Origin of the sequence: Tigheibacillus halophilus (assembly GCF_042683165.1) — a bacterium.
Lineage (GTDB): Bacteria > Bacillota > Bacilli > Bacillales > Amphibacillaceae > Tigheibacillus > Tigheibacillus halophilus.
Map to the genome: position 1 here is coordinate 222420 of NZ_JBHUIZ010000014.1, position 26027 is coordinate 248446.

The 26027-nt window shown below is 41.1% G+C and carries 26 protein-coding genes and 1 other annotated feature (1 of these 27 only partly in view); of the genes, 7 read left to right on the plus strand and 19 right to left on the minus strand.

Annotation, left to right across the window (positions count from 1 at the left end; genetic code table 11):
• Positions 1-70: a binding site (T-box leader), on the minus strand; it reaches 172 nt to the left of the window's first position.
• 135 nt (positions 71-205) lie between these two features.
• From ACFSMW_RS15725 to ACFSMW_RS15740, 4 genes are all read left to right on the plus strand, one after another.
• Complete coding sequence (locus tag ACFSMW_RS15725) at positions 206-3100, plus strand: transglycosylase domain-containing protein (protein ID WP_390357230.1); 2895 nt, start codon at positions 206-208, stop codon at positions 3098-3100.
• A 249-nt stretch (positions 3101-3349) separates the two neighbouring features.
• On the plus strand, positions 3350-4003 hold the full coding sequence (locus ACFSMW_RS15730; RefSeq protein ID WP_390357232.1) for a GNAT family N-acetyltransferase: 654 nt from the start codon (positions 3350-3352) through the stop codon (positions 4001-4003).
• Positions 4004-4663 (plus strand): acetoin utilization AcuB family protein, encoded by a 660-nt coding sequence (locus ACFSMW_RS15735; protein WP_390357234.1) that lies wholly within the window; start codon positions 4004-4006, stop codon positions 4661-4663.
• Entirely contained in the window at positions 4660-5817 is a 1158-nt protein-coding gene (locus ACFSMW_RS15740) for an acetoin utilization protein AcuC (protein WP_390357236.1), read from the plus strand. The genes ACFSMW_RS15735 and ACFSMW_RS15740 overlap by 4 nt, the downstream gene beginning before the upstream one ends.
• 101 nt (positions 5818-5918) lie before the next feature.
• Here ACFSMW_RS15740 and motS read toward each other — a convergent pair whose 3' ends face one another.
• The 12 genes from motS to ACFSMW_RS15800 all read right to left on the minus strand — a co-directional run bounded on the left by motS (position 5919) and on the right by ACFSMW_RS15800 (position 17626).
• Positions 5919-6635, minus strand: a complete 717-nt coding sequence (gene motS / locus ACFSMW_RS15745; RefSeq protein ID WP_390357238.1) for a flagellar motor protein MotS — start codon at positions 6633-6635, stop codon at positions 5919-5921.
• Positions 6625-7431 (minus strand): MotA/TolQ/ExbB proton channel family protein, encoded by an 807-nt coding sequence (locus ACFSMW_RS15750; protein WP_390357240.1) that lies wholly within the window; start codon positions 7429-7431, stop codon positions 6625-6627. The genes motS and ACFSMW_RS15750 overlap by 11 nt, the downstream gene beginning before the upstream one ends.
• A gap of 115 nt (positions 7432-7546) precedes the next feature.
• Positions 7547-8542 (minus strand): catabolite control protein A, encoded by a 996-nt coding sequence (gene ccpA, locus ACFSMW_RS15755; RefSeq protein WP_390357242.1) that lies wholly within the window; start codon positions 8540-8542, stop codon positions 7547-7549.
• A gap of 338 nt (positions 8543-8880) precedes the next feature.
• On the minus strand, positions 8881-9975 hold the full coding sequence (locus ACFSMW_RS15760; protein ID WP_390357244.1) for a bifunctional 3-deoxy-7-phosphoheptulonate synthase/chorismate mutase: 1095 nt from the start codon (positions 9973-9975) through the stop codon (positions 8881-8883).
• 285 nt (positions 9976-10260) lie between these two features.
• Entirely contained in the window at positions 10261-10746 is a 486-nt protein-coding gene (locus ACFSMW_RS15765; RefSeq protein WP_390357245.1) for a YtxH domain-containing protein, read from the minus strand.
• 26 nt (positions 10747-10772) lie between these two features.
• Complete coding sequence (locus ACFSMW_RS15770) at positions 10773-11180, minus strand: DUF948 domain-containing protein (protein WP_390357246.1); 408 nt, start codon at positions 11178-11180, stop codon at positions 10773-10775.
• Between the two features lie 231 nt (positions 11181-11411).
• Complete coding sequence (gene murC, locus ACFSMW_RS15775) at positions 11412-12710, minus strand: UDP-N-acetylmuramate--L-alanine ligase (protein WP_390357247.1); 1299 nt, start codon at positions 12708-12710, stop codon at positions 11412-11414.
• Between the two features lie 278 nt (positions 12711-12988).
• The gene (locus ACFSMW_RS15780) at positions 12989-15397 is read right to left on the minus strand and encodes a DNA translocase FtsK (RefSeq protein ID WP_390357248.1); all 2409 of its coding nucleotides are present in this window, start codon (positions 15395-15397) and stop codon (positions 12989-12991) included.
• Positions 15398-15654: 257 nt separating this feature from the next.
• Positions 15655-15780: a hypothetical protein gene (locus ACFSMW_RS15785; protein ID WP_390357249.1), complete on the minus strand. Its 126-nt coding sequence runs from the start codon at positions 15778-15780 to the stop codon at positions 15655-15657.
• A gap of 58 nt (positions 15781-15838) precedes the next feature.
• Positions 15839-16441, minus strand: a complete 603-nt coding sequence (gene ytpR, locus ACFSMW_RS15790) for a YtpR family tRNA-binding protein (protein WP_390357250.1) — start codon at positions 16439-16441, stop codon at positions 15839-15841.
• 16 nt (positions 16442-16457) lie between these two features.
• Positions 16458-17264 carry a DUF1444 domain-containing protein gene (locus ACFSMW_RS15795; protein ID WP_390357251.1) on the minus strand — a complete coding sequence of 269 codons (807 nt, stop codon included), beginning with the start codon at positions 17262-17264 and terminating at the stop codon, positions 16458-16460.
• 38 nt (positions 17265-17302) lie between these two features.
• Positions 17303-17626 carry a thioredoxin family protein gene (locus ACFSMW_RS15800; protein WP_390357252.1) on the minus strand — a complete coding sequence of 108 codons (324 nt, stop codon included), beginning with the start codon at positions 17624-17626 and terminating at the stop codon, positions 17303-17305.
• Between the two features lie 434 nt (positions 17627-18060).
• On the opposite strand from ACFSMW_RS15800, the gene ACFSMW_RS15805 reads away from it, so the two are divergent.
• Positions 18061-18501 carry a YtoQ family protein gene (locus tag ACFSMW_RS15805; RefSeq protein ID WP_390357253.1) on the plus strand — a complete coding sequence of 147 codons (441 nt, stop codon included), beginning with the start codon at positions 18061-18063 and terminating at the stop codon, positions 18499-18501.
• A gap of 181 nt (positions 18502-18682) precedes the next feature.
• On the opposite strand, the gene ACFSMW_RS15810 is transcribed toward ACFSMW_RS15805, so the two are convergent.
• The 4 genes from ACFSMW_RS15810 to ACFSMW_RS15825 form a co-directional block, all read right to left on the minus strand.
• Positions 18683-19603: a TIGR03943 family putative permease subunit gene (locus ACFSMW_RS15810; protein WP_390357254.1), complete on the minus strand. Its 921-nt coding sequence runs from the start codon at positions 19601-19603 to the stop codon at positions 18683-18685.
• A gap of 9 nt (positions 19604-19612) precedes the next feature.
• Entirely contained in the window at positions 19613-20626 is a 1014-nt protein-coding gene (locus ACFSMW_RS15815; RefSeq protein ID WP_390357255.1) for a permease, read from the minus strand.
• 180 nt (positions 20627-20806) lie between these two features.
• Complete coding sequence (locus ACFSMW_RS15820) at positions 20807-21316, minus strand: DUF84 family protein (RefSeq protein ID WP_390357256.1); 510 nt, start codon at positions 21314-21316, stop codon at positions 20807-20809.
• Between the two features lie 54 nt (positions 21317-21370).
• A complete protein-coding gene (locus ACFSMW_RS15825) occupies positions 21371-22435 on the minus strand; it encodes a M42 family metallopeptidase (RefSeq protein WP_390357257.1) in 1065 nt (354 codons plus the stop codon).
• A 196-nt stretch (positions 22436-22631) separates the two neighbouring features.
• On the opposite strand from ACFSMW_RS15825, the gene ACFSMW_RS15830 reads away from it, so the two are divergent.
• Entirely contained in the window at positions 22632-22946 is a 315-nt protein-coding gene (locus ACFSMW_RS15830) for a PepSY domain-containing protein (protein WP_390357258.1), read from the plus strand.
• A 36-nt stretch (positions 22947-22982) separates the two neighbouring features.
• On the opposite strand, the gene trmB is transcribed toward ACFSMW_RS15830, so the two are convergent.
• Entirely contained in the window at positions 22983-23627 is a 645-nt protein-coding gene (trmB, locus tag ACFSMW_RS15835; protein ID WP_390357259.1) for a tRNA (guanosine(46)-N7)-methyltransferase TrmB, read from the minus strand.
• An 88-nt stretch (positions 23628-23715) separates the two neighbouring features.
• On the opposite strand from trmB, the gene ACFSMW_RS15840 reads away from it, so the two are divergent.
• Complete coding sequence (locus ACFSMW_RS15840; RefSeq protein ID WP_390357260.1) at positions 23716-24012, plus strand: YtzH-like family protein; 297 nt, start codon at positions 23716-23718, stop codon at positions 24010-24012.
• Here the strand turns inward: ACFSMW_RS15840 and ACFSMW_RS15845 are convergent.
• Together ACFSMW_RS15845 and ACFSMW_RS15850 are read right to left on the minus strand one after the other, a co-directional pair.
• Entirely contained in the window at positions 23990-24808 is an 819-nt protein-coding gene (locus ACFSMW_RS15845; RefSeq protein WP_390357261.1) for a phosphotransferase, read from the minus strand. The two genes, ACFSMW_RS15840 and ACFSMW_RS15845, sit on opposite strands and share 23 nt — an antisense overlap.
• 220 nt (positions 24809-25028) lie before the next feature.
• Positions 25029-26027 carry a diacylglycerol/lipid kinase family protein gene (locus tag ACFSMW_RS15850; RefSeq protein ID WP_390357262.1) on the minus strand — a complete coding sequence of 333 codons (999 nt, stop codon included), beginning with the start codon at positions 26025-26027 and terminating at the stop codon, positions 25029-25031.

Here is a 26027-nt window from a genome sequence, read left to right on the forward strand (position 1 = left end):
GCTCGCACCTTCCGCCGGTTCTCTTTGACAGGGATTTGCAAAACTACTTCATTTCCATCACAGCTTCGATATGCAAATGTTGTTTTCATAATTGATCATGTAATATTGATACCACATTTTCGGGTAAAAGGCAATGGTCATATATTTTTATATACCATAAAAGGTGCTTATGCTATAATGATAGAAGATTTTGGGAGGTTATACAGTGGATCTAAAACAATTGCTCAACAACACAGCCGATAAAATAAAAGAGTTGTGGGAAGCAGGCAAAATCCAGCGTGTATCCCGTGTTACATATGATGTTGTTTGGAATATCATTTTATTTATTGGAATCATCGGTTTTATTGGTATATTTTTTGGAATCGGTATTGGAGCAGGCTATTTCGCCTCTCTTGTAAAGGATGAACCGATTCTGGATTATAAAACTATGAAAAGCGACATCTATAACTACGAAGAAACATCCAAGCTGTATTTTGCCGGCAATAAATATTTTGCAGATGTCAATTCAGATCTGCATCGTGATGAAACAAAACTGAAAAATGTTTCCGAGAATCTTATAAACGCCGTTGTGGCAACTGAAGACGAACATTTTTGGGATCATAATGGTGTCGTCCCCAAGGCAATCGTACGCGCCATTATGCAAGAAGCAATAAACTCTGATATAAAAACTGGCGGCAGTACATTGACACAACAGTTGATTAAGAACCAATTGTTAACAAATGAAGTATCATTTGAAAGAAAAGGAAAAGAGATTTTACTCGCGCTCCGCCTGGAACGTTTTTTCACCAAGGATCAGATTTTAGAGGCTTACTTGAATATCATTCCTTATGGCCGTGAAGCATCCGGAAAAAACATCGCAGGCATTCAGACTGCGGCCAAAGGAGTATTCGGCGTGAATGCTAAAAAACTTTCACTGCCACAGGCTGCTTACCTTGCCGGCCTGCCGCAAAATCCATACTACTATACACCATTCGCAAGTGGCGGCAAGCTCAAGGACGAGGAAGGTTTAAAACCAGGAATCAATCGGATGAAAACCGTTTTGAAAAGAATGTATGAAGAAAATTACATTAGTCAAAAGCAATATGACAAAGCGGTTAAATATGATATCACAGCTGATTTCACCAAGAAGTCAGTCACATCAAGTGAAAAAAATCCGATCTTGATGACAGAACTTGAGAAGCGTGCAACCAAAATATTAATTGAACTTGATGCAAAAAAAGATGGCTATAATAAGAAAGATCTTGACAAAAATAAGAAGCTCAAAGATAAATATACTATCCAGGCAGAACGGGATTTGCGCCAAAATGGATATAAAATCCATTCAACAATCGATAAAGACATTTATATGAAGTTCCAAAAGGTTGCAAAAGACTATGCCTATTACGGCCCTGACACTACTGTGACTGTCATTGACAAAAACGGGAAAACTAAACAGAATAAACAGCAAGTGCAAACCGGTTCCATCTTGATTGAAAATAAAACCGGGAAGGTGCTCAGCTTTGTTGGAAACCGCGATTACAATGATGGGAACCAACTGAATTATGTCACACAACGTCGCCCTAACGGCAGTACAATGAAGCCGCTCCTGGACTACGCACCAGCAATGGAAAAAGGTGTCGTACAACCCGGAACGCCTATTGCCGATACGTCTGAGCCAATTCTATTTCCTGGCCAATCTTATCATCCAGGAAACTATGCAGGAGGGTATCACGGCATCGTTTCAGCCAGGGACGCATTGAAAAATTCATACAACATTCCTGCGGTCAAAACCTATGCCAAAATCATTAATGATAACCCGGCAAAACAATATTTGGATAAAATGGGTATCACAACTTTGGAAAAAGGCGATTATTACCACCCTTCCCTTTCCTTGGGACAGCCTACATGGGGGATTACACCAGAGGAAAACACGAACGCATTTGCAACGTTCGGCAACAACGGCAATTTTGTCGACGCTTATATGATCGACAAAATAACGACAAGTGATGGAAAAGTAGTTTATAAACACAAGTCCAAACCTGTGAAGGTATTTTCACCGCAAACAACTTATCTGACATTGGATATGATGCGTGACGTGATTCAATCCGGAACGGCTTCCTACATTCCAAGTCAGTTGAAATATGGCGGTGTAGACTGGGCAGGAAAAACAGGTACATCACAAGATTGGAAGGATGCCTGGTTTGTCGGTACAAATCCGAATGTCACTATGGGAACATGGATCGGCTATCGCTCTCCTAAATCTTTGCGGTGCTACGGCTGCTCACCTTTATCTTACAGCCAGCGGGCCAACAAACTGTGGGCTGAACTGGTCAATGCCGCAACAGACCAAAACAAGGAGCTGATGGCCCCGACCAAACGTTTCAAACAACCGGATGGCATTGTATCCAAAAGTTATTGCGCCATTTCAGGTATGCTGCCATCTGATCTATGCAGCAAAGCAGGTTTGGTGAAAACAGATTTATTCAATGCCAAATTCGTACCTACCAAAAAAGATGATAGTTTAATATCAGGTTCCTTCGTTGAGGTGAACGGGAGAGCAGTTGCTGCCGGTCCTAAAACACCAAAAGAATTTGTCAACGGTAATGGCCTTTCCTTTAACCCCGACTGGCTGAAACGAAATGGCTATGACCGGATATCTGATTTAAAAGAGTTATACCCGCGGATCGAAACAGAAAAATGGGAGAAAATCGCCTTCCCGAAAGGAAAAATCGGCAATGCGATTAAAGACAGCGGTAAGGCTCCGGGTACACCGGGAGAGTTGAGCGCTTCAACCAAACATCTCAGCTGGGGACAAGCCACTGGTGATGTCATCGGGTATCGCATTTATCGTGCTTCTAGTAAGGGCTCATCCTTCAGCCTGATTGACCATACAACTAGTAAGCAATACAGCCTACCTGGTCCAGGCGTATATCAAGTGAAAGCAGTCGACTATTTTGGCAGAGAATCCGCTTCCTCTAACACCGTGCAAGTTGGCGGTGCGAAAGATAAGCCAGAAAAATACGATGATAAAACGAAGGATAAAAAGAACAAAGATCAAAAGGACCAAGGAGACCAAAAGAAAAAAGCCGACAAGAAAAAAGATAAAAAGAAAGATGATTAACAAACAAATTTATTGCCAAGGCTAAGCCCACCTCCTGAAGTGCCAGTCACTCTTTGCAAACACAGCTGTATGAATTACTGCTGATTCAAAGAGTGGCTGGCTCTTTTTTCGTTTTTAGTCATTGATAAGCTGAAACCTTCTTGCGTACAAATACTTGTAAATATCACAATATTCCAAGCCCTAGATTGTAAAAATAGTTTATATAACGGTATAATAAAGATAGATAGACTACTTCTAGGTGGTGAAGCATTGGAACATATTAAATCCTGCCATTGTCTGACACGCCAATCAAAAAATGAGACGATAATCATTGAGGGGCCACTTTCTTCTGAACAGCTGCGGCAATATGCCTTCCATGAAGATTTGACAGCTTTTCGGCCTGCAGCTAAACAATTTGAAGCCATACAGGACATTGCAGATTTCCCCGAAGGCCGGCTGATCGTTGCCCGAACAGATGATACGATTATTGGTTATGTAACCTATCTTTACGCAGATCCGCTGGAAAGGTGGTCCACCTTCCAGATGGAAGACTTGATTGTGCTTGGTGCTATTGAAGTGATACCTGACTATCGCGGAGCAAAAATTGGATCTGGTCTGCTGGAAGTGTCCATGATGGACGAATTCATGGAAAATTATATTGTCATTTCTACGGAATATTATTGGCATTGGGATCTGGACAAAACGAATTTAAGTGTTTGGCAGTATAGAAAGATTATGGAAAAGATGATGTCCGCGGGCGGATTGTCACCATCACCGACGGATGATCCCGAAATCATCTCACATCCAGCAAATTGTTTGATGGTTCGCATTGGGAAAAATGTGCCCGCTGCATCTATCGAACAATTTGATAAGCTCAGGTTTCTCCAAAGACATCAATACCGCAGCATGAGAGGAGGATTTTGAATGCTTGTAGAAGATATAATGAACACGAACGTCGTTACGTTGCAGCCTTCTGCAACCATTGCTAAAGCATTGGAACTGCTGCATAAACATAAAATAAGACATATTCCGATTGTAAATGAAGAAAATGAAGTAATTGGCATTGTTTCTGACCGTGATGTACGTGATGCGAGCCCTTCTATTTTTGAAAGTGCATCAGGAGATGCACATCCAGAGCTGCAAAATCAGCTGCACACCATCATGAGCAGCCCAGTGGTCACGGTCCACCCTCTTGATTTTGCTGAAGAAATAGCCAGCATATTTTATGAGGAGGAATTTGCTTGTGTCCCTGTGGTAAGCAACGATAAGCTTATTGGCATGGTTACAGAGAAGGATATGCTCTATTCTTTGATTCAACTAACCGGAACGAATGTACAAGGTTCCCATATAGAAGTGAAGGTGCCAGATCGTCCGGGGATTTTGCCAGAGGTGACAGCAATATTTGGAAAGCGCCGAACAAATATTGTTTCTGTGCTGATTTATCCATACAAACAAGATCCTGCATTTAAAATTCTGGTTTTCCGCATTCAGACGATGAATCCTTTGCCTGTCATCGATGATCTGCAAGAAGCCGGTTTTACGTTGATATGGCCAAAACTTGATATGCAGGGGCCGAGGCCATGACTTGCAATGCAGCGTTTATTTATTCAGATGAATTACTTCGCTATCATTTTCACAAAGATCATCCATTTAACCAAATCAGAGTTTCTCTGGCAAAGGAATTATTGGAAGCGGATAACCATTTGGAAAAAAAGGATATAATCAAGCCAAGATTGGCTTCAGATGAAGAATTGGCGCTTTTCCATGATAAGGCGTTCATTGAGTCCGTAAAAAAATGCGGTGCACAGCAGCTGAGCGAGCAAGAGGCATTCCCATTCGGCCTTGGAACACAGGATACACCGATTTTTCCAGGGATGCACGAAGCTTCTGCCATGCTGGTCGGTGGAACACTGCAAGCTGTTGATGCTGTGCTGGAATCCGGTTATTCACATGCTCTCCATTTGGGTGGAGGTCTTCACCATGGGCTGAAACGCAAGGCATCCGGGTTCTGTGTGTATAATGATGGGGCCGTGGGCATTAAGTATATTAGGGAAAAATATGATTTACGTGTATTGTATATTGACACGGATGCTCATCATGGGGATGGTGTTCAATGGGCCTTTTATGAAGATCCGAATGTCTGTACGCTGTCTATTCATGAAACCGGCAGGTATCTCTTCCCCGGCACAGGCACTGTGAATGAACGGGGCATCAAAGAAGGGCACGGCTATACATTCAACATTCCAATTGATGCCTTTACACAGGACGAATCCTTCCTGCAAGTTTTTGAGACTGCGGTGTCCAAGGTGGCTGCGTTTTTTAAACCGGATATTATCGTCTCACAAAACGGGGCTGATGCGCATTTTCATGATCCGTTGACACATCTATGCGCGAGTATGCGCATTTATGAAAGGATACCCGTTTTGGTTCATGAACTGGCTCATACATATTGTAAGGGCAGGTGGATCGGTCTGGGAGGCGGCGGGTACGATCATTGGCGTGTTACTCCGAGAGCCTGGGCACAAATTTGGCATGTTATGCGCTATAATGAAATAAAAAAAGGCAAATTGCCTGAAGCATGGCTTGCAAGCTGGCAAGATCAGTCTCCTGTGGAACTTCCTGCATGCTGGAATGATCCCGTGGATTCACTGCCGACCATACCAAGAAAAACGGAAATCAATGAGAAAAACGAAAGAACACTTCAAGCCGCAATGAAGTACGCGATACCCCATAATTGAACTAGAAAAAGAACTGCAACGACAAACTTAGCAGTTCTTTTTTATGGAGATTTTTTTATAAAATCTATCTCATGCAGACCGAGCTATACACTAAAAAGCGTTTATTTTGATGTCTTCGCATCCTTTTTCAAGATAATGATTTCAACACGACGATTTTTCTTCCAATTATCCTCGGAATCATTTGCTGCGGCTGGTCTTGTATCCGCATAGCCGACAGCTGTAAAACGTGAAGGAGTAAAGTTCCCCTGTGCAATCAAATATCGAATGACGCTGCTCGCCCTCGCACCTGATAATTCCCAATTTGAAGGATAACGATAGTTTTTGATTGGTCGGCTATCAGTATGCCCCTGCACTTCCACTTGATTGTCTATATTTTGTAACAGGGAGCCCACCTTGTTCAGAAATGGCTTTCCAGAAGTTAGAATATCGGCCTGTCCAGATGCAAATAAAATCCGTTCCTGAAGAATAAGAACTACCCCGCGTCTTGTCCTGCTTGCAGTGATGACATCGTTAAGACCGTTTTTAGCCAAATACCTTTCTACTTCCTGCAGCAAACCTTCCAATGACTCTTCCTGTACATTTTTTGGAGGTGCAGCGACATCACTCTCATTTTCTTGGCCTTTTTCCGTGGATTTCTGGTCCAAAATGGCCCTGTCGTTAAAAGATTGGGTAATCGCCTTAAACTTCTCCAAGTCGATTTGAGACATGGAAAATAATAGAATGAAAAAGACCAGAATCAATGTGATCATGTCAGAATAGGTCACCATCCACTTTGGTGACCCATTTTTTTTGCTTTTTCTGATTTTCTTACGCTCCATGGACTTTATCCTCCATGGAGCGTACTCGCCCCGTATACTTTCCATTTGGAAGGAAAGCAGACAACTTCTCCTCTACGATACGCGGGTTCTGACCGGACTGAATACTGATAACGCCCTCTAAAATAATTTGTTTAGTAAAAATTTCAGCTTCTGTTTTATTTTCGAGCTTGCCCGCCATTGGCAGGAAAACCAAATGGGCCAGCACCGTACCATATAGTGTTGTCAATAATGCCACTGCCATGCTTGGTCCGAGCGTGGCGGGATTTTCCAAAGTTGTCAACATTAGAACAAGCCCTACCAGTGTCCCGATCATTCCCCATGCGGGGGCATATTCCCCACATTTCTCAATCATCATCCTGCCTCTGTAATGCCTCTCTTCCAAAGCTGTGATTTCTGCATTCATTATTTCTGTAATCATTTCTGCTTCCATACCATCAACAACTAATGATACACCCTTGCGAATGAAAGGATCCTCAACCTCATCCAAATCTTTTTCCAATGCAAGCAATCCTTCTCTTCTAGCTCTTTCTGACAGCTTTACAAATAACTGAAGCACCTCTGTCAATGACTGATCCTGCTTTTTGAGTGTCTCTTTTAAAACTGGGAGCAGTGAATGCAGCTCTTCCCGCTTAAAATTGATCAGCAGGGATGCCACCACGCCCCCAATAACAATGAATATGGATGAGATATCCAAAAAAGAAGCAGCGTGATCACTGTCTTGGGCGATAATTGCCAGCATAATCATCACGAAACCAAGGGTGATACCGGCAGGGGTCAGTAAATCCCGTTTTCTCATTTTGTCTCTTTCCACCCTTTTATGAGCTGATAATATATGTAAATAAAATATGGATGTGCAGACGTCTATGGAGTCACACATCCAATGCCTTATATGATTGATATCGGCTTTTATTTTATTTTGTTGAATCTCTTTCTACAATTCGATGCGGCAGGATGACTTTTTGTTCGTCAATTTCTTCCTTGTTCATGAACTTTGTCAACAGGCGCATCGCCACTGCGCCAATATCATACATCGGCTGTACAATTGTCGAAAGCGTAGGCCGTACCATTGTCGCCAGACGTGTATTGTCAAAGCCAACGACTTCTAAATCCTTTGGAACGGTATATCCTTTATCTTGCGCACCATGAATGACACCCAGAGCCATTTCGTCAGAAGAAACAAATACTGCTGCTGGCTTGTCCTCCAGTTCAAGTAATGTACCAGCTACCTTCAAACCAGAATTATAGGAATAATCCCCATGCAGCACATAATTTTCTGGGATTGTTTTACCAGCTTCCTTCATTGCTTGCTGATACCCTTCCAGTTTGAGTTCATCGATGAATGTACTTTCAGTGCCCGATACAAAAGCAACTTTGTCATTGCCTTTTTCAAGCAAATACCTGACTGCTTCATAGGCAGCCTGCTTATAATCTATATTCACTGAAGCCAATGTTCCAGTTGCATCGTATGTTGCAGCCAGAACAACAGGTACAGAGCTTGTTTTAAAAGCCTCTGCGTGTTCTTCGGAAATATTTCCCCCCATAAAAATAATGCCATCCACTTGCTTTTCCAGCATCGTGTTAATCAGCTGCAATTCTTTATCCTTATTCTGGTCAGAATTGCTGAGGATGATATTATATTTATACATTGTAGCGATATCTTCTATCCCTCTGGCCAACTCCGCAAAAAAGATGCTCGAAATGTCCGGGATAATTGCCCCGACAGTTGTCGTTTTTTTGCTGGCCAAACCACGTGCCACAGCATTTGGTCGATAACCTAATTCCTTGATCGTATTCAATACTTTTTTTCTTGTTGCGGGTTTTACATTCGGGTTTCCATTCACTACACGGGAAACGGTTGCCATAGATACATTTGCTTCACGTGCGACATCATATATAGTGATAGTCATTTGAGTACCTCCTTCAAAACATTACATGAGCCTATTTTATAGTTTAGCTAGTATTTATCATACTCTACCATGAATAAAATTACAAAGGGAACGCGGGTATATCTATTATTATTTTGTACATTTTCATTTTAAAATTACATCAAAAAACTTTTTCCATGCAATGACTGGGTATCTCAGACAGTATTCATGATGATGTTTCTTACACAGATGCAGCTACAGATTTGCAAATTCATTGAAAAAGGAGCTGACTACCTCCACATTGCAATATCTTACCCGAAAACAGGTAGCTATTGCAATGAAGCAAGGTGTCAGCCCCACATATCAGTAGAAGTTGCAGGTTAGCTGAGCTTTGCCGCTGGCAAGATGCGGTTTTGCAGCTGTGTGATTTCATCCATGAATGAATGGAACATTGGTATATCCATTTGTTGTGCAGAATCAGACAGGGCAACGGCCGGGTCTGGATGAACCTCTGCCATGATACCATCCGCTCCTATAGCCAATGCTGCTTTGGCCGTTGGCAAAAGCAGATCTCTTCTACCTGTCGAATGGGTCACATCCACCATGACAGGTAAATGTGTCTCTTGCTTCAGAATAGGTACTGCTGAAATATCCAGTGTATTTCTTGTCGCTTTTTCATAAGTGCGGATACCGCGTTCACATAATATAATATTGCCGTTTCCTCTTGAAATAATATATTCTGCTGCATTGATGAACTCTGAAATTGTTGCAGATAGACCCCGCTTCAGTAAGATTGGTTTATCCACCTCACCAGCTGCTTTTAGCAATTCGAAATTTTGCATGTTCCGAGCACCAATTTGTATGACATCCACATAATCAACGGCCATCTCAATATGTGCGGGATTGACAATTTCACTAATGACAGCAAGATCATATTCATCAGATACCCTTTTCAGGATCTCAAGTCCTTCCAAGCCAAGGCCCTGGAAATCGTATGGAGAAGTTCTTGGTTTAAAAGCACCACCCCGAAGCAGCTTAATGCCCCGGCTTTTGACTGCCTCGGCAACTTGTGCCACTTGTTCATAACTTTCCACTGAACATGGGCCCATGACGTACTCCAGGTTGCCATTTCCAATAACAGCGTCTTTTATGGAAATGACCGTGTTTTGTGGCTGCTTTTTACGTGAAACAAGCAAAGCCTTGCGATGATCGTCTTCTTGAAGTTCCAGACTGGCTTTGAAAATTTCTTTGAAAATATGTTCGATGGTTGAATTTTCGAAAGGCCCGTGATTATTCGAAATAATTTTATCAATCATATCCCTTTCTCTTACAGGATCGAATCGATTCATACTTTGCTTGCTCTTAATCTCGCCAATCTTCTGGACGACTGTCGCGCGTTCATTAATCAGTTCTAAAAGCTTTAAGTTGACGTCATCCATTTGTTTTCTTAGCTGATCCATATCGAACTTTCCCATGTTTACCCCTCCAACATCATATGCAGTATATTACACAGCAAATGAAATAATTAGACACAATTATAGCGAATAATTTAACAAATGTCATCCTTAAACTTAAAATTTCCTCTAAAACTGCTGAAAAAATTCTCATTCCCGGTTAATAATTGCTTATCCCTAACCTTAGCTTTCCTGTTAGCTGATAGCCAGAAGTACGATCATCAAGTAGTATTCGCACAATAAACATGGTTATTTATTTTAACCCAAAAAAAGCCCGACATTTTTGTCGGGCTTTGCGGTTCTGACTTATTTCTTCGCTTCTTCAGCGGCCTTGTCCATCTTTTTGGAAACTTCATCCATACTTTTTACTGCTTGATCCTGTTTTTCCTGGATCTTTTTTACTTTACCTTTTGTCTTGTCTGTCAGCTCTTGCGATTTATCAGCAGCTTTTTTAGTCAATTTTACTGTTGAATCTTTCGCTTTATCCTTTAAGTCACTGCTTTTATCAAGTGCTTTGTCTTTTAACTCATTACCTTTTTCTACAGCTTTTTCTTTCAGTTCATTACCTTTTGACACAGCTTTATCTTTGATTTCCAAACCTTTGATTTGGGCGTTGTCAGCCAAGCTCGAGGCCTTATCCTTCATCTTCATTGCTCCCTGGTTCAAATCGGAACGGAAATCCCTTCCTGATTTAGGCGCGAAGACTAACGCCAGACCTGCTCCGATTGCTGCACCAATCGCTGCACCAATCACAAAGTTTTTACCACTGAAATTTTGTTCTTGCTCACTCATGCAAAATCCTCCCCGATTATATTGTTTTATTTTTTCTTGCTTTTTTTCACGAAATCAACAACTGCTGATCCCCATTTTACAGCTTGTGAGGCTTTTTCTTGATTTTGAGATGCATCACGGCTGATTTTGGAAGAAATTTGTTTTAACGAATCACTGAATTCCTGGATAGTTTCTCCGATACCTTTAATACCATCAAAAAGGCCGTCAAGTTTGGCTGATTTTTTTCCTACGTCTTCAGCCAGTCTATTCGTTTTCTTCAGTAATTCCGTTGTTTCGAAGGTGATGCCATTCATTTGTTTTTCCAAATCTTCTACCGTACTGGCAACATTGTTCAATGTTTTGGACACTGCTTTTAATGTAATTGCCAAAAATACAACTAAAACAGCGAAAGCTACAGCTGCAATTAAGGCTGCAACATATAATAAACTTTCCATTCCAACTAACAGCTCCTTTTCTTCTGTACACTCTTTTAATCTGGAAAGACAAAAAGATGTCTTGTTTAAAAATACCCTAAACATAAGCTCTTAAACATATTTTATCTATTTTTAGTTTCCTGATACAAGGTTGTACATTTTCCATTTAAAATTACTTGCCTCTGGTTTCCATAATATGTACCAGCATGGGATGAGAGAGATTTTGCACAAGATTACTTGTTTTTTCGAACATCAAATAGTCGCAACAGCTTCATAGGCTTTTTGGAATTTCTGAATATCCCCGGCACCCATGAAAATCAACACACTGTCATGGTGTTCACTAAGAATCTCCGTACGGTCCAATTCCAGAATCACACTGTTGTCAACGCGCTTTTGCAAATCATCGATTGTCAGTTGGCCGCTTTGTTCCCGTGCAGAACCAAAAATATCACATAAATAAACACTGTCTGCAGCATTCAGACTGTCAGCAAACTCTTGCAGAAACGTCTTTGTACGTGTGAACGTATGCGGCTGGAATATAGCGACAATATTCTTGTTCGGATATTTCTTGCGTGCTGATTCGATTGTTGCAGAAATTTCTCTGGGATGATGCGCGTAATCATCAATGATTACCTGACTGCCGATTGTCTTTTCGGTAAACCTTCTTTTGACACCTTCGAAAGTACTGATTTTTTTGATACTATCTGCCTGCAGGCCTTCATAATGGCACATCGCAATCACGGAAAGAGCATTCAAAATATGGTGATTGCCGTACATTGGAATATGAAAGGTATCATAAAAAGTATTGCGGACAAATACATCAAAAGTGGTGCCATTGTCTGTTTCTGCCACATTTTGTGCCTGAAAATCATTTCCGGATTGAAAGCCGTAGTAAACAACCGGAACTTTCGCTTGTATTTTTTGCAGCTCCATGTCATCTCCGCATGCAATGATGCCTCTTTTGACATTATCGGCCATAGATTGAAACGCATCGAACACATCGTTAATGCTTGAATAATAATCCGGATGATCAAAATCAATATTTGTCATGATTGCATAGTCCGGTTTATAATTCAAAAAATGCCGGCGATACTCGCATGCTTCAAACACAAAGTACTTACTTTCCACATGTCCCTTCCCTGTTCCATCGCCAATCAGATAGGAAATAGGAAAAGTCTGGTCTAATACATGCGCTAACAAGCCGGTCGTCGATGTCTTTCCATGTGCACCAGTAACTGCGATGCTTGTATATTGTTTGAGCCATTCTCCAAGGAACTCATGGTACCGATAAAAAGTAACACCCAGTTCCTTCGCTCTAACAATTTCAACATGATCATCTGCGAAGGCGTTCCCTGCGATTACTGTAAATCCCTCTTTGATGTTGTCTTCTGTAAAAGGGTAGATTGGAATCTGTTTTTCTTCAAGAGCGGCCTGTGTGAAGAAACGTTTTTCAATATCAGAGCCTTGGACGTTTTCCCCTGAATCATACAGTATTTGCGCAAGTGCACTCATTCCAGTACCCTTAATACCAATAAAATGGTAAGTTGTCATAAAAAAGAACCTCCAATGATTGTGTGAAAAGCATCCGTTCTGGATTGCCGGATATGATAAGAAGCATCCATGAAAGCATATTACCAATATCATGAAGCATTACTATACCTATAGTATTATAGCAGAAGCACCTCAAGTTGAAAATAATTTGTCTTCTCCAGCCGCCCCTCTTCTATCCTGCCTCACTTCTTATCGACACTATGGCTGCTATCCATCATATTATATACAATGGCAGCAGCCAACGTTCCTGGGGATGCATTTCAATAATTTGCTAACCTTTAATACTGCATCATATCTTCTACTTGATTTTCAGAAACCAGAACTTCTCTTTGCTTGCTGCCGTTTTGTCCTGAAATGATTCCTTTATATTCCAGAGAATCGATCAATCTTGCGGCACGGTTATAGCCGATTTTAAAATGTCTTTGCAATAAAGAAGTGCTGGCGCCTCCACGGTTAATGACAAAGGTGATGGCTTCCCTCAGCAATTCGTCTTCCTCTTCTTCTATGCTGAACTTCTCAAGCAGTGAATCCTGTTCAAATAAATAATTTGCAGGAGCAAGCGTCCTAACATGATTGGTCACACGTTCGATTTCCTCGTCTGATACGAATGGCCCTTGCAGACGGGATGTTTTTCCAGTGCCGTTTTCAATAAACAACATATCCCCCCTGCCAAGTAATTTCTCCGCTCCACCACTGTCCAGAATCGTTCTGGAATCGACCTGTGAGGACACACTGAAAGCGATTCTTGTCGGGATATTCGCCTTAATCAATCCGGTAAGCACATCTACTGATGGACGCTGTGTTGCCAATAACAAATGGATGCCGCATGCACGGGCCTTCTGGGCAATTCGGCAAATCGCATCCTCTACATCCTGTGGGGAAACCATCATTAAATCTGCAAGCTCATCAATGACAATGACGATATAGGGCATCTTTTCTTCCTCACGGTCCTGATTTCTCATTCGTTCATTAAAACGTTTGATATCCCTTACGCCTTCCTGAACAAAGCGGTCATACCTGTCTTCCATCTCTCCGACAGCCCATTTCAATGCGACAGTAGCAGCCTTCACATCCGTAATTACTGGGGAAATCAAGTGCGGAATGCCATTATAGGCTGCCAATTCAACCATTTTCGGATCAATAAGCATGAATTTCACTTCTTCATGGTTCGCTTTATATAACAGGCTGACCAAAATCGTATTTATGCAGACACTCTTCCCTGACCCTGTTGCACCGGCAATCAATCCATGCGGCATTTGCTGAATGTTAGTCATCATCGGTGTTCCTTCAATATTCAGTCCAAGAGCTACTGTTAATGGGGATTTTGCTTCTTGAAACGAGTTCGTTCCGATGACTTCTTGCAGACCTACCATTCTTGCATGGTGATTCGGCACTTCTATACCGATCGTGTTTTTCCCAGGAATCGGTGCTTCAATACGAATGTCCTTCGCAGACATATTCAATTTCAAATCATCACTGAGATTCTTCACTTTGCTGACTTTGACTCCCAGTTCGGGCTGTACCTCAAATCTGGTGACAGACGGTCCCTGAGTCGCATTGACCACTTTAGCACGGACATTGAAGTGTTTTAGCGTTTGTTCGAGAAGCTCTTGCTGAGCTTCAACCCAACTATCATCTCCGCTGCTTTCATCCGATGTATCGTCAAGCAAATGAAGTGGCAACTGCAATGGTTGGCCGGCAGCACTACCCCCCGTAGGATTAGCGGCAGGCAAAGTTTTATCAGGCATCACTTTTTTTTCCGGCTGAGAAATAGCAGGCTTCATTTTTACTGGTTCTTCTTGCCTGCTTGTATTCGGAACATAATGTATCGGTCTGCTGGCAGCTTCACGCAACTGTTGATTTTTCCTATCCTGGTGATTCATCAACACATTATATGGCATGGAGCCATCATCATTGCGTCTCTTTTTCGGCTCCTCCTTTTTAGGTGAATGACGATTTTTCATGTTATTATCCAAAGGAATTATCGGTTCCAGTTTTTCTGGCTGCTCCGCTACCTTATCGTGCTTCTTTTCCTGATTCTGTTTTCTCAGCAATGAATGAACCTCTTGGTAATCCATACCAGTCCGTTCTTTTTTTTCCGCTGGTTTTTTTTCCACATGTACTTCTTCCATTGAAGCTGCCGTTTCTAATTGCGTTGTATCCATTTCTTTTTGCACAGAATCCATCTGTTTCGACCCTGCCTCTTCGTCCGTACGCAGCATATCCTGTCTGCGCTGGTAAGCAGGTACTTCCTTGCTCTCTTCGGTTCGATTATGGAAGCCATATATAGGTGAAGGGACACTGCTTAACTTAAATGGCTTTTTAGGCTCTCTTTTATATACCTTTCTTGACTCTTGTACTTTTTTATTAGATCGACTGTTCTGGAGCTCTCTGCTGCTATTGTCTGCATCATGTTTAGGCTTATTTTCTTTTCTGCGCTGGTATGCAGGCTTTTCAACTTGTTTCGTTTTTCCTATTTGCTTCTGTTTTTCCAAAGGATGGTCATGGTGCAGCGTGTTCTTTGGATACTGATAAGCGATTCTCGCCTGCACATTTTCATGGCGTTCTTTTTCACGATGTGTATGCTCGGGTATCATATTGTCGTTTTGTTCGGGCGCTACCTCTACTGTTTCTTCAACTTCTTTCCAAATAAAATTACCGATTCTTTTTTTCCATTTATCCCACATTTATTTCACTCATTTCTAAATTAATCCTCTGCTCCTATTCTAGCATTTTTTGATAGTAAACTGGTAGAAGGTTTTGCCATTGTACACCGCTTCCGAGTGATGATGCCTAAGGGCAATCCACTGCTCGTTTCTTTAGAAAGATAGTCGACATGATACTGCAACGTCGAAGCCGAAGCCAATCATTCTCTTTCTTGATAAAAGGGTTAAAAAATTGACAAAAGCGTAGAGAAAAACTGAAAGCTTTTTAGCGGCTGAAGTTAAAGACAAAACGAAATGTCCATGGCTGCAATTTCCTGCTTCATCAATAAACCACCGTACACTATAGTCAGTGTGACTGCTATTGCAATAGCAGTTGAATTACAGGCAGCTATTTTCAATGCCATGTTCTTTTCCTTGAAAAAAACAACCATTGCCCACAGGCTAGGTTGTCCTATTCATGTGCTAAAAAACGAAAGGTTCTCCTGCTTTGCTCTTTTCACTCAGTACATAAATGCCTTTTTCTGTTGGTGCATTCGGCAAACCCAGTTCTTTTTGGGAGCATATCATACCATTCGATGGAACCCCTCTTAATGTTGTCGGTTTTATTTGCATTCCACTCGGCATGGTTGCACCTACTTTCGCTACCACCACTTTTTGCCCTTGGTCTATGTTTGGGGCGCCGCAGACAATTTGCAGCATTTCATCTCCAACGTCTACTTGGCAGACACTTAATTTATCAGCGTTCTCATGGGCTTTTTTTTCTTCCACATAGCCGACTACAAATTTCGGACGCAAATCGAAATCAAGCTTGTCTTCAAGCCCGTGCGCTGCAAATAAGGTGCGAATCTCATCAAGCATTGCCTCGCTCAGCATGATTTTTCCTTTTTCGATTAGAGAAAGATGTTCAGAAGCTTCAAAAATATTATAACCGAGCAATTCACCTTGTCGATCAGTGATTTTAGTTACCGGGCCATAATTCATATATTCTATTTCATAGCGGTCTCCCTCTTTAACAGGGACAATCAGTACATCCCCCATTCCTTCAGGGTTATAAAATACATCCATATCATTCACTCTTTCTTCAATTATTTTCGGGTCTGTTTTTTGCCAAAATAAAAATCGGTGTTAATTTTTCTTTTTCATAAACAAATGAAAGCGAGGTGATTGGAACACGTCCCTCAGCAAAAAATTTCATCGCCATCTGTGCCAAAATATCATACCCTGTCTTGTTTCGGATATCAGCCAGGATTAGTACATCCTGGTGCGGAGCGGCTATGACCAATTCTCCTTTTGCTTTTGCATTCATTTCAGAAAGAAATGCAGTATTCAATATCCTGCTGGCATCATAGCCATCTTGTTGGGAAACGAAATAAAAATCGTTATCTGCAACCGTGTCTGCCTTTGTTTCCGTTGATAAAGCGCGCAAGTTAAAATTAGCCACCTCAGCAACATGATCCAATGTCCAATTATCCCTTTTCAGCATGTCGTTATCGATCAACCGATACGACTTGCCAGAATCAATGGCATAAAATATTCTTGTTTCAGCAGTATGATCTTTCCAAACAAGTTTTTTACCTGCCTTTGTTTGCAAAGGAAAGGATGTCGCTCTAATAACGGGATAAATGTTTTTTTCATTACCTGATAAACGAAATTGCTGCTGCATAATGCGCATCGATTCCTTGATATGATCAATCAGCTCATCAATGGCCCCTTCACCATTTTCTTCATACTTGGCAATTACATTCGGCAGTGTAATTGTCACACCTTCACCGTTTTCTTTCCACTCTATCCGAAACGTATCTTTTTCCCTGTTGAAAGAAGTTTTAAATCCAGGCTCAGACAGTTTTTCTTCCAGCAGACGCTTCATTTTGATGCTTGTCATTTTCAATGAAAACCCTCCTTTTATACTGTAGCCTCATTTAGAAATCACACTTCATTTGGGAGGGCCTCAATAAACTGTATGACTTCCTGCTTTGTTTTGCGATCTTTGCTGACAAGCCTGCCAGCTTCTTTACCATGTTGAAAAGCAATGAAACTTGGTATTCCAAACACGTCGTAATCCTGGCAAATATCGATGAACTCATCGCGATCTACCATCACAAATATATATTCATCAAACATTTCCTCCAATTGGGGAAGAAATGGTTCAATAAAGCGGCAGTCCGGACACCAGTCAGCTGAAAATACAAAAATAGACTTTGGTGACTGGATGATTTCTTGGAATTCTTCTTTTGATTTTAATGACTGCATGTTAACAACTCCTTTTTTTAGCACCTAACTATTGCTTTACGACGAGTCTTTCACTTCAAATCGCATGGGTGCGGCATGCAAATGTAATATAGACAACACAGTCTGGGTCAGCTCTCTTTAGACCATTATTGGTAACGTTAATGCAACTTGCATCATGGGAGCATCTATTAAGAAAGCACGTGCTCCATTGAATAGTTCACTTTATATCATACATTGGTTTGTCTACTCTTTCAATAAAGACAAGCGCTGATACGGAAAATCATTGGAGCAGTGATTATTCCGTACGTTTCATTCCGAAGGCAGGTGTATTTTATAAAGTACTATGGAAGTTTCCTTCAGTTGTTTTTTTGTAAAGCGTAAAAAATTGGAAGTCACAGGCAAATCACTTTCCTCAAGGCGAAAAACGCTATACTATACATTTGAGGAGGGATAGTATGAATTTTATCGTATATTTAGCTGGACAAATCCATGATGATTGGAGAGAACAATTAGAGAAACTCGCAAAAGAAAAAGATCTGCCGCTGACTTTTGTGGCCCCCCAAACGAATCATGATCGTTCCGACAATATCGGTGAAGAAATTCTTGGCGAACAGCCTGACAAGCTCCATAAGGATGACGCTGCTTCTGATATCAACAATTTCCGTACGCAGCTTCTTATGCAAAAGTCGGATGCGGTAATCGCTTTATTCGGGGAACAGTACAAGCAATGGAACACCGCGATGGATGCAAGCTGCGCTATTACCATGAACAAGCCTACTATCATTGTTCGGCCGAAGTCACTGATCCATCCGCTGAAGGAACTATCTAACAAAGCGAACGTAACGGTTGAAACAGTGGAACAAGCCTTAGATGTACTGGCATATGTTTTCGATTAAAAAATATTTATTTTTAGTCTTAGGTCAAACAACCATTTAAAAACAGTTTATTCATATTATGATCAAACAAAAAATGAGCATTTGAAAATGGAAGACGCTCAATGAAGTTTTCCATTCATGCATCATGCTTCTAACAAAAGCAGGGCCCCACCAATATAATCTGGGTATGGCCCTGTTGGTTTTATTTTATCACTTGAATTAAAGGGGGGTATATATAAGGATCACTAGGTTCCTCCATGACTTTCCATTTCTCAGCTTTTATGACCGGGATTGGGGCGCCATTATACGTAGTAACATCAAGCTTGCCTTCTATCTCAATCCACGTATCTTCTTCCACTTGTCCTGCTTCTTCAAACTCACTTAAAAAACCGAGTACGCTCGTATCTGCCACACAGTGGATCATATAAAACCTGGCAAGCACAAGTTGATTGGACTGTAAACCCTTTTCCCTATATACAAATCCTGTAGTTTTGATTTTTTTTCCAATATATTTTTCTATATTCGTCTCTATTTCTCCATAATAAGCGGCGTACATTTCATTGTTCATTTGAATTTCATCCGATTGATGCAACTCCTCCATCGCTTTATCATACTCTTCCTTGGAGAAATAGTTATTGTTGGTCATGACACGCTCGTGCTGTGTTTGTCCGTTATTTAACGCAGGAACGCCATTGTCCTCCATATCTAGATTTTTGGAGGCTTCCTCTTTATTGGACTGGTTTGCGGTTTGGTTCGTCCGAGGCAAAATATTACTTTTTTTGGCTGCTAAAGAGGCATCCAAGGTAGTTGGCGCAATTAGAAAACCTGTTAATAGCGGAAAAATAATAATGCAATGACCAATGGACCGTTTCATAAAAGAGCCTGAATCGTGATGATGCCCACAATCGTCTTCACAAGCATGTGTGTGTTGGTGAAAATGCCATACTCTTGTTAACTGAATAAAAAATAAGAAGATAAATACCACTGCAGCAATTTTACTCATGATGTCGTACTTTGGATTAATGAATTTGGCAATATCTCCTGTATAATGCAATTTGAAAAAAAACGCTGCAAAACATGCTAAAACGATGGTACGAAATAATTGTGCGAAACGTATTTTCATCTATCATCCCTACCCTATCATATCTGCGAAGCCGGCACATAAAAACACTACCAAGGTGATAATCACAAGAAGAACGAGCACAAACTTTGCTCTAAACACCCCCCATAGCATCAGTGTATTTTTTAAATCGATCATGGGTCCATACATCAAAAAGGCCAAAATTGCAGTAGCTGGAAAAGTTTGACTGAACGAAGCGCCAATAAATGCATCTGCTTCTGAACACAAAGACATGAGATAAGCAAGCCCCATCATGACGACAGTAGATCCAAAAATACCATCACCAAACAAATCAATAGAAGATGTAGAAATACTAGTTTGAAAGGCTGCTGCAATAAAGGCTCCAATAAACAGATATTTTCCCATATCAAAAAACTCATCAATGGCATGATGCATTATTTCTCCCAGCTTTTGACTGAAAGTTTTTTTGGGGCGAGAATCTGCCATTGTGCTATGGGTGTGTACGACGGCTGGTTCTTTTAATTGGTTAGACTGATACAAAAAAGCAACAATAGCTGAAATAATTAAAGCAGCTAGAAATCCAAATCCCATCCGTTGGGCCGCCATTTTCATATCATTTCCAAACGCCATATAAGTGGATAATATAACTATCGGATTGATTAACGGCCCTGTAAGCATGAAACCGACTGCTGCATGAATCGGCACACCTTTAGAAACCAATCTCCTTACAATCGGAACGATGCCGCATTCACAAGCGGGAAATAATCCTCCAATCACACAACTCACTAATACTGCCAAATATTTATTTTGAGGGATACATCGTCTGACCATTTCTTCCGTTACAAAAATTTGAATGAATCCCGCAATCAAAACACCTATTAAAACAAAAGGAAGCGCCTCTATTAGAATACTTAAAAATATGGTATTCAATTGATGAAATGTATTTGGAATATAAACGGATAAAGCTTGTCCGACCGTCTGGCTGGTCGATATTATGAATACAACGATGGCAATGGAAAACATACCAGTAACATCAAATAATAGTGCATGTAATCTATGATTCATTCTGTCCCTCCCAGTATACAAAGTCATATAAGCTTAATTGGTGGTTGTTCATAATACAATCTATTAGTCATAAATCGAAATTATTCCGATTTGCCGATAATCCCTTATAAATGATTTACGCATTAAAGCAAAGATGACCCTACAGGACGCTGACAAGACAATAAAAAGAGCAGCACTGCATCAGTGCTGCTCTTGGTGAAATTCCATCTGACCGCGCAATAAGCGGACCACATGGGTGAACATCTCTTTCCTGCTCACAAGCTCATTTGTAAAAATGCCAATAGCTCCTTCTTTTTGGCGAACGTCCAATTTTTTAGTGTACTCAGCCATCACATCGCCAAGTTCTGCCCCATTTTTCAGCTTCTTAGCTATTTCATTTGGCAAGATAATGCGAGCACCGCTGGCTGTGTATATTTTATCTTCTGAAATGGCCAGGGCTCCCCAGTTACACAGGTACAAAGCCTCTTCGATATACATCACGCCGCCTTCCAGCCCAATCCCGATTGTACCAGTTGGTTCATTAGCACACTGTTTGGCCCTGTTGATGGCCCCTCGCATTGTCTCTTCATCAGAAAAAGGCTGTGCCGAAACATTGGACTCAGTACTTTTGGATGCAATAGCAGTATCCGAAAATACTGAAGTTACCGCATCAATTTTAGCAGGGTTTTTGGAACCCACTATGATCTGCATTATTCCTCTCCTTTATAAATAAAACTCAAGCGCAGGCTTAGTGTTCACGCTGGCTTATTTGCTGCGAATTTGGTCTACTGTATTCTGGTCAGTCGTTTTAACCAGTTTGATTAAAAGCTCTTTTGCTGCTGCATAATCATCCACATGGATGATTGATGAAGATGTATGAATATATCGCGAGCAAATACCTATTACAGCTGAAGGAACGCCATTATTGGATAAATGTACCTGACCTGCATCTGTTCCTCCTTGGGAGATGAAGTACTGGTATTTGATACCATTTGTTTCAGCAGTATCCAGTATAAATTCTCTCATTCCACGATGAGTGATCATTGTACGGTCAAATATACGCAGTAAAGCTCCTTTGCCAAGCTGGCCGAATTCTTTATCATTGCCTGACATATCATTGGCAGGAGAAGCATCCAACGCATAGAAAATATCGGGTTTGATCATATTTGCAGCTACTCTTGCACCGCGGAGTCCAACTTCTTCTTGTACTGTGGCACCGGAATAAAGTTCATTTGGCAAGGATTCCCCTTGCAATTCTTTTAATAGTTCAATGGACAAGCCACAGCCATAGCGATTATCCCAGGCTTTGGCAAGGATTTTTTTCTCGTTAGCCATCGGGGTGAACGGGCAGATAGGCAAGATTGCCTGTCCTGGTTTGACACCGATTTGAGCAGCGTTATCTCTATCGTCAGCACCGATATCAATCAGCATATGTTTGATTTCCATCGGTTTTTTTCTTTGTTCATCTGTCAGGTTGTGTGGCGGTATCGAACCTATTACCCCAATCACTGGACCATTATCAGTCATGATTTGTACTCGTTGCGCCAACAGGACCTGATTCCACCATCCGCCAAGCGGCTGAAATCGAATCATGCCGTTGTCAGTGATTTGTGTAACCATAAACCCGACTTCATCCATATGACCTGCGACCATGACACGGGGGCCCTCACCTTTACGTACACCAAAGACGCCACCCAAGTTGTCCTGAATCAGGTCATCGGAATACTTTTTCAATTCTTCTTTCATAAAATTTCTTACAGGATGTTCATTACCTGATGCTCCCTGCAGCTCTGTCAACGTTTCAAACATTGCTTTAGTCTCTTGATTCATCTCATTATCCCACCTTCATTTATGTACTACGGATAAGTATACCGAAGATTGTGTTCCCTTTTCCACAAACAGCACTTGCTAATAGCGGATATGTTGAATCAGTTTCTATTTTTATCAAATTGCGGTATACTAAACGAAAAGAATATTTCATACACAAACTATGTACACATTTTCAATAAAAATCTGAGGTGAAAAAATGAGCAAGAAAAATGTTATCATTGCGGCTGGGATCGGTGTTGCCGCTGGCTATCTGGCAAAAAAACAAGTAGATCAAATGCAGAAAATCACACCTGAAAAGGCACTTAAAAATGCGAAAGAATCCTTTAAAAAACAAGGACCGATCAGCGGCTCCTGGATTTACATGAAGCCGGAAGAACATGAAAAGAACGGCTTACTTTATCAAGCATACCGCGGTGGAGTTACCCGAAACATCGACGGTGCCAACAAACAGTATGAATTCCATGTCGATGTGGAAACCGGTGCTGTGATCGATTCTTTTGAAACTGCATAAGCAAATGAAAAAGCTGCTCAAAAGTGAGCAGCTTTTTCATTTTCCTTGAAACACAGCCTTGCAGCGATAAATTGGCTGGCCTTTGGCAGCAAACTTTTGCTCATATTCAGTAGGGACATTCGTCAGGTCATTTTCAGCATGCAAGTCGAGTGAAACATTCTTCAATGTCATACCATACTGTGAAAAACTCACTAAAGAGTATGCGAATAAACCGCTATTGTCCGTTTTTAATACAAGCTCTCCGCCTCCGGACAAGATATTTTCATATTGCTCCAGAAAAGCATGATAAGTCAGGCGCCTTTTCTCATGGCGGTTTTTGGGCCATGGATCAGAAAAATTTAAATAAATGGCTGCTACTTCATCTTTATCAAAAAGCCTAGAAATACCAGCTGCGTCTCCTAACACCAGCCGTACGTTAGCCTGTTCGGCCTCGATCACCTTCTGTCCGGCCGAAACAATGATGCTTTTTGCAAGCTCGATGCCGACAAAATTCACATGAGGATATTGACGGGCCATACCTGTGATAAATTGCCCCTTGCCAGTTCCGATTTCTAGATGGACTGGATTGGAATTTCCGAAAACTGCCGTCCAATCAAGTTTACTGTCTGCAGCATTGGTAATAAATATATCCTTGTGCTCTTGGATGAAATCGTCCGCCCAAGGTTTATGACGTTGTCTCAAAACAGTTCACCACTCCTATATTCTGATTCATTTCCTGTATATACATAACTAACTTTCAAAAGCACAAACTAACCAAGAGGTGAAAAAAATGACTATCAAGATAAATCAGCAGCTTGAATTGCTCCATGACATTCTGGAAGAACATCATTCCCAGGCACAAGCAACTGCACATGAATATCAGCAAATTCGCAGATTGATCGATTCCATACAGACAAATCAGCAGCTTTTGCACTCCCAGCTGTCAGCGTCACTGCCACAGATATATGAATATTGCACGCAGGGAGAGGCTGCACAAAGCCAGCAAAGTCATATTGACGCTAATAAAGAAAATATAGACAGTTGGCTTAAACACATCGAGCAATCTAACTCATCAACCATTTTTTAATTTCCTTATTGAGCGACTGAATATGGTTCAATCGTTTTTCTAATTCTCCCCATTGCCTGCGCTCAAAATGCCAGGCAATATAGGACATTGCATCCAAAACCAGATACCAATACATTCTCTGCAACAGATATTCGTCTTTTTCAATTCCATACTGAGCAAGCCATACACCCCATTTTTCTTTAGGTATATACCAATGCAGAATGTTGGCGTAATCCATTGTCGGATCGCCAATCAATGCATTGTCCCAGTCAATTAGATAGAGCTTGCCATTCGCTGCACGTAAAAAATTATGGTGATCGATGTCTCCATGGCATACGACCTGCTTTCTGGATGCGGTCACAGGCAATAATTGTTGCAAGTATTGTAGTGATGTATTCAACGTTTCATATCTTTTTGGCAATTGCAGTAAAGAAAGGTTCTCGCTTACAGCCAACAGCTGCTGATCAGCTGATATCGGCTTTTTTCCTAACCGCATCAACATATGCAGAAGTTCAGAAGAATGGTGGATTTTTTGCAAAATCGCCGTCACATCATGCTGCTGCATTTCAAAAGGAGACAATTTCCTGCCCTCTTGCCATTCCTGAGCGGTGATAACATCACCGTTATCCAGCCGCTTCGTCCAAACCAATTTTGGCACGATGCCCTCCGCTGACAGAACAGCTAGGAATGGAGAAGAATTACGCTTTAAAAACAAACGTTCAGTTCCTTTTGCAGCTACATAAGCTTCACCAGTCATCCCGCCAGCAGCTGATATTTCCCAATTTTCATTCAGAACTTTTTTAAACCAGTCCACCATTCATTCCCCAAATCTAATCAATCTAAAATGTTATATTAGAAAAATAACATGGCATCTACATACTAAGCCATGGTGAATTATCGCTTCAAATATGCATAAAAAGGATTGCGTTACATTCATTAATTTTTCGTGTATAAACAAGAAAATAGACAGATAAAAATATCAGACATGTTATAGATTATCGAAAAAACGTCTGTATTGCAAGGCAACTGATGAATATTTACGTTTCTTTACCCGTTACAGAGGCCTTTCCCTCAATTTTCTCCATTATCACTTCCACAGCTTGCGCTTTCCTCGAGTTTCCTATCATTGAAATCGGTGTGGCATTTTTGCTTAAGCTGCATCTGCTAAAATAAACGGCGTCACCGTCAATTTGACACATATTTTGTTTGGAGACAGAGATTTCTATTTGGCTTGCTTCTATGATATTCACTTCTTTAAAATTCCGATGTCCGCCCCAAAATACTGTAAGAAACAATGCAAGTACTTTCCATTTTGAAATGGAATGGATTAACAAGAGGGACATCCTGTCCGGTTGAATTGCGGCGTTTGGTATAATTCGCATTCCACCACCATAATAGGGGTGATTCGTCACTGTCACCATGAAACAGCGGTCGATAATATACCTTTTATCGTCTGCTACTACTTTGACCTGAAACGGCTTGAAATGAATTAATACATTCAGCAGTGCAAAAACATAACTCAGCTTGCCCACCCGGAAAAAATTAAATAGTTTTTTCGCTGCGGATTTATTAGCTTGCCTGACAACCTGGGCATCAAATCCAAATCCGATACTATTGACGAATAATCTTTCGTCCTGCAAGTCAAGTGAATATGTACCACTCCAATACGGACAAGCTCCTCCCTCGGTATCTGATACAATTTTTTCAAATATTTCTAAAGGGCTGCCTGTGATACGAGTGCCTCTGGCAAAGTCATTGCCAGAGGCGCCAGGTATGAATGCCAAAGGTATCGATTTTGAACCAATACCATTGATCACCTCATTGATCGTCCCATCTCCTCCGATTACAATAATGACCTGCAGATTCGTGTTCTTTATTGTACAAAGTTCACTTGCAATCCTTTCTGCGTCACCAGCCGCATCGGTATAGAAATATCTGCAATCTAGCTGGCTGTACAATTTACTATTGCTGATCCGCAAAAAAACACGTTTACCTTTCCCATGTCCTGCGGCTGGGTTCACAATGAATGCGTACAT

Coding starts and splice junctions, on each gene's coding strand:
- ACFSMW_RS15750 (WP_390357240.1), bottom strand. CDS start 7,431: ATGAGAAAACGGGATTTACTGACCCCTGCCGGTATCACCCTTGGTTTC.
- ACFSMW_RS15785 (WP_390357249.1), bottom strand. CDS start 15,780: ATGGCATTGAAAATAGCTGCCTGTAATTCAACTGCTATTGCAATAGCA.
- ytpR (WP_390357250.1), bottom strand. CDS start 16,441: ATGGATGTATTTTATAACCCTGAAGGAATGGGGGATGTACTGATTGTC.
- ACFSMW_RS15760 (WP_390357244.1), bottom strand. CDS start 9,975: ATGGGAAAGTTCGATATGGATCAGCTAAGAAAACAAATGGATGACGTC.
- motS (WP_390357238.1), bottom strand. CDS start 6,635: ATGGAGCGTAAGAAAATCAGAAAAAGCAAAAAAAATGGGTCACCAAAG.
- ACFSMW_RS15810 (WP_390357254.1), bottom strand. CDS start 19,603: ATGAAAATACGTTTCGCACAATTATTTCGTACCATCGTTTTAGCATGT.
- ACFSMW_RS15735 (WP_390357234.1), top strand. CDS start 4,004: ATGCTTGTAGAAGATATAATGAACACGAACGTCGTTACGTTGCAGCCT.
- ACFSMW_RS15815 (WP_390357255.1), bottom strand. CDS start 20,626: ATGAATCATAGATTACATGCACTATTATTTGATGTTACTGGTATGTTT.
- ACFSMW_RS15830 (WP_390357258.1), top strand. CDS start 22,632: ATGAGCAAGAAAAATGTTATCATTGCGGCTGGGATCGGTGTTGCCGCT.
- ACFSMW_RS15805 (WP_390357253.1), top strand. CDS start 18,061: ATGAATTTTATCGTATATTTAGCTGGACAAATCCATGATGATTGGAGA.
- ACFSMW_RS15740 (WP_390357236.1), top strand. CDS start 4,660: ATGACTTGCAATGCAGCGTTTATTTATTCAGATGAATTACTTCGCTAT.
- ACFSMW_RS15780 (WP_390357248.1), bottom strand. CDS start 15,397: ATGTGGGATAAATGGAAAAAAAGAATCGGTAATTTTATTTGGAAAGAA.
- ACFSMW_RS15825 (WP_390357257.1), bottom strand. CDS start 22,435: ATGAATCAAGAGACTAAAGCAATGTTTGAAACGTTGACAGAGCTGCAG.
- ACFSMW_RS15820 (WP_390357256.1), bottom strand. CDS start 21,316: ATGCAGATCATAGTGGGTTCCAAAAACCCTGCTAAAATTGATGCGGTA.
- ACFSMW_RS15840 (WP_390357260.1), top strand. CDS start 23,716: ATGACTATCAAGATAAATCAGCAGCTTGAATTGCTCCATGACATTCTG.
- ACFSMW_RS15770 (WP_390357246.1), bottom strand. CDS start 11,180: ATGGAAAGTTTATTATATGTTGCAGCCTTAATTGCAGCTGTAGCTTTC.
- ACFSMW_RS15765 (WP_390357245.1), bottom strand. CDS start 10,746: ATGAGTGAGCAAGAACAAAATTTCAGTGGTAAAAACTTTGTGATTGGT.
- ACFSMW_RS15800 (WP_390357252.1), bottom strand. CDS start 17,626: ATGCAGTCATTAAAATCAAAAGAAGAATTCCAAGAAATCATCCAGTCA.
- ccpA (WP_390357242.1), bottom strand. CDS start 8,542: ATGACTATCACTATATATGATGTCGCACGTGAAGCAAATGTATCTATG.
- ACFSMW_RS15845 (WP_390357261.1), bottom strand. CDS start 24,808: ATGGTGGACTGGTTTAAAAAAGTTCTGAATGAAAATTGGGAAATATCA.
- ACFSMW_RS15850 (WP_390357262.1), bottom strand. CDS start 26,027: ATGTACGCATTCATTGTGAACCCAGCCGCAGGACATGGGAAAGGTAAA.
- murC (WP_390357247.1), bottom strand. CDS start 12,710: ATGACAACTTACCATTTTATTGGTATTAAGGGTACTGGAATGAGTGCA.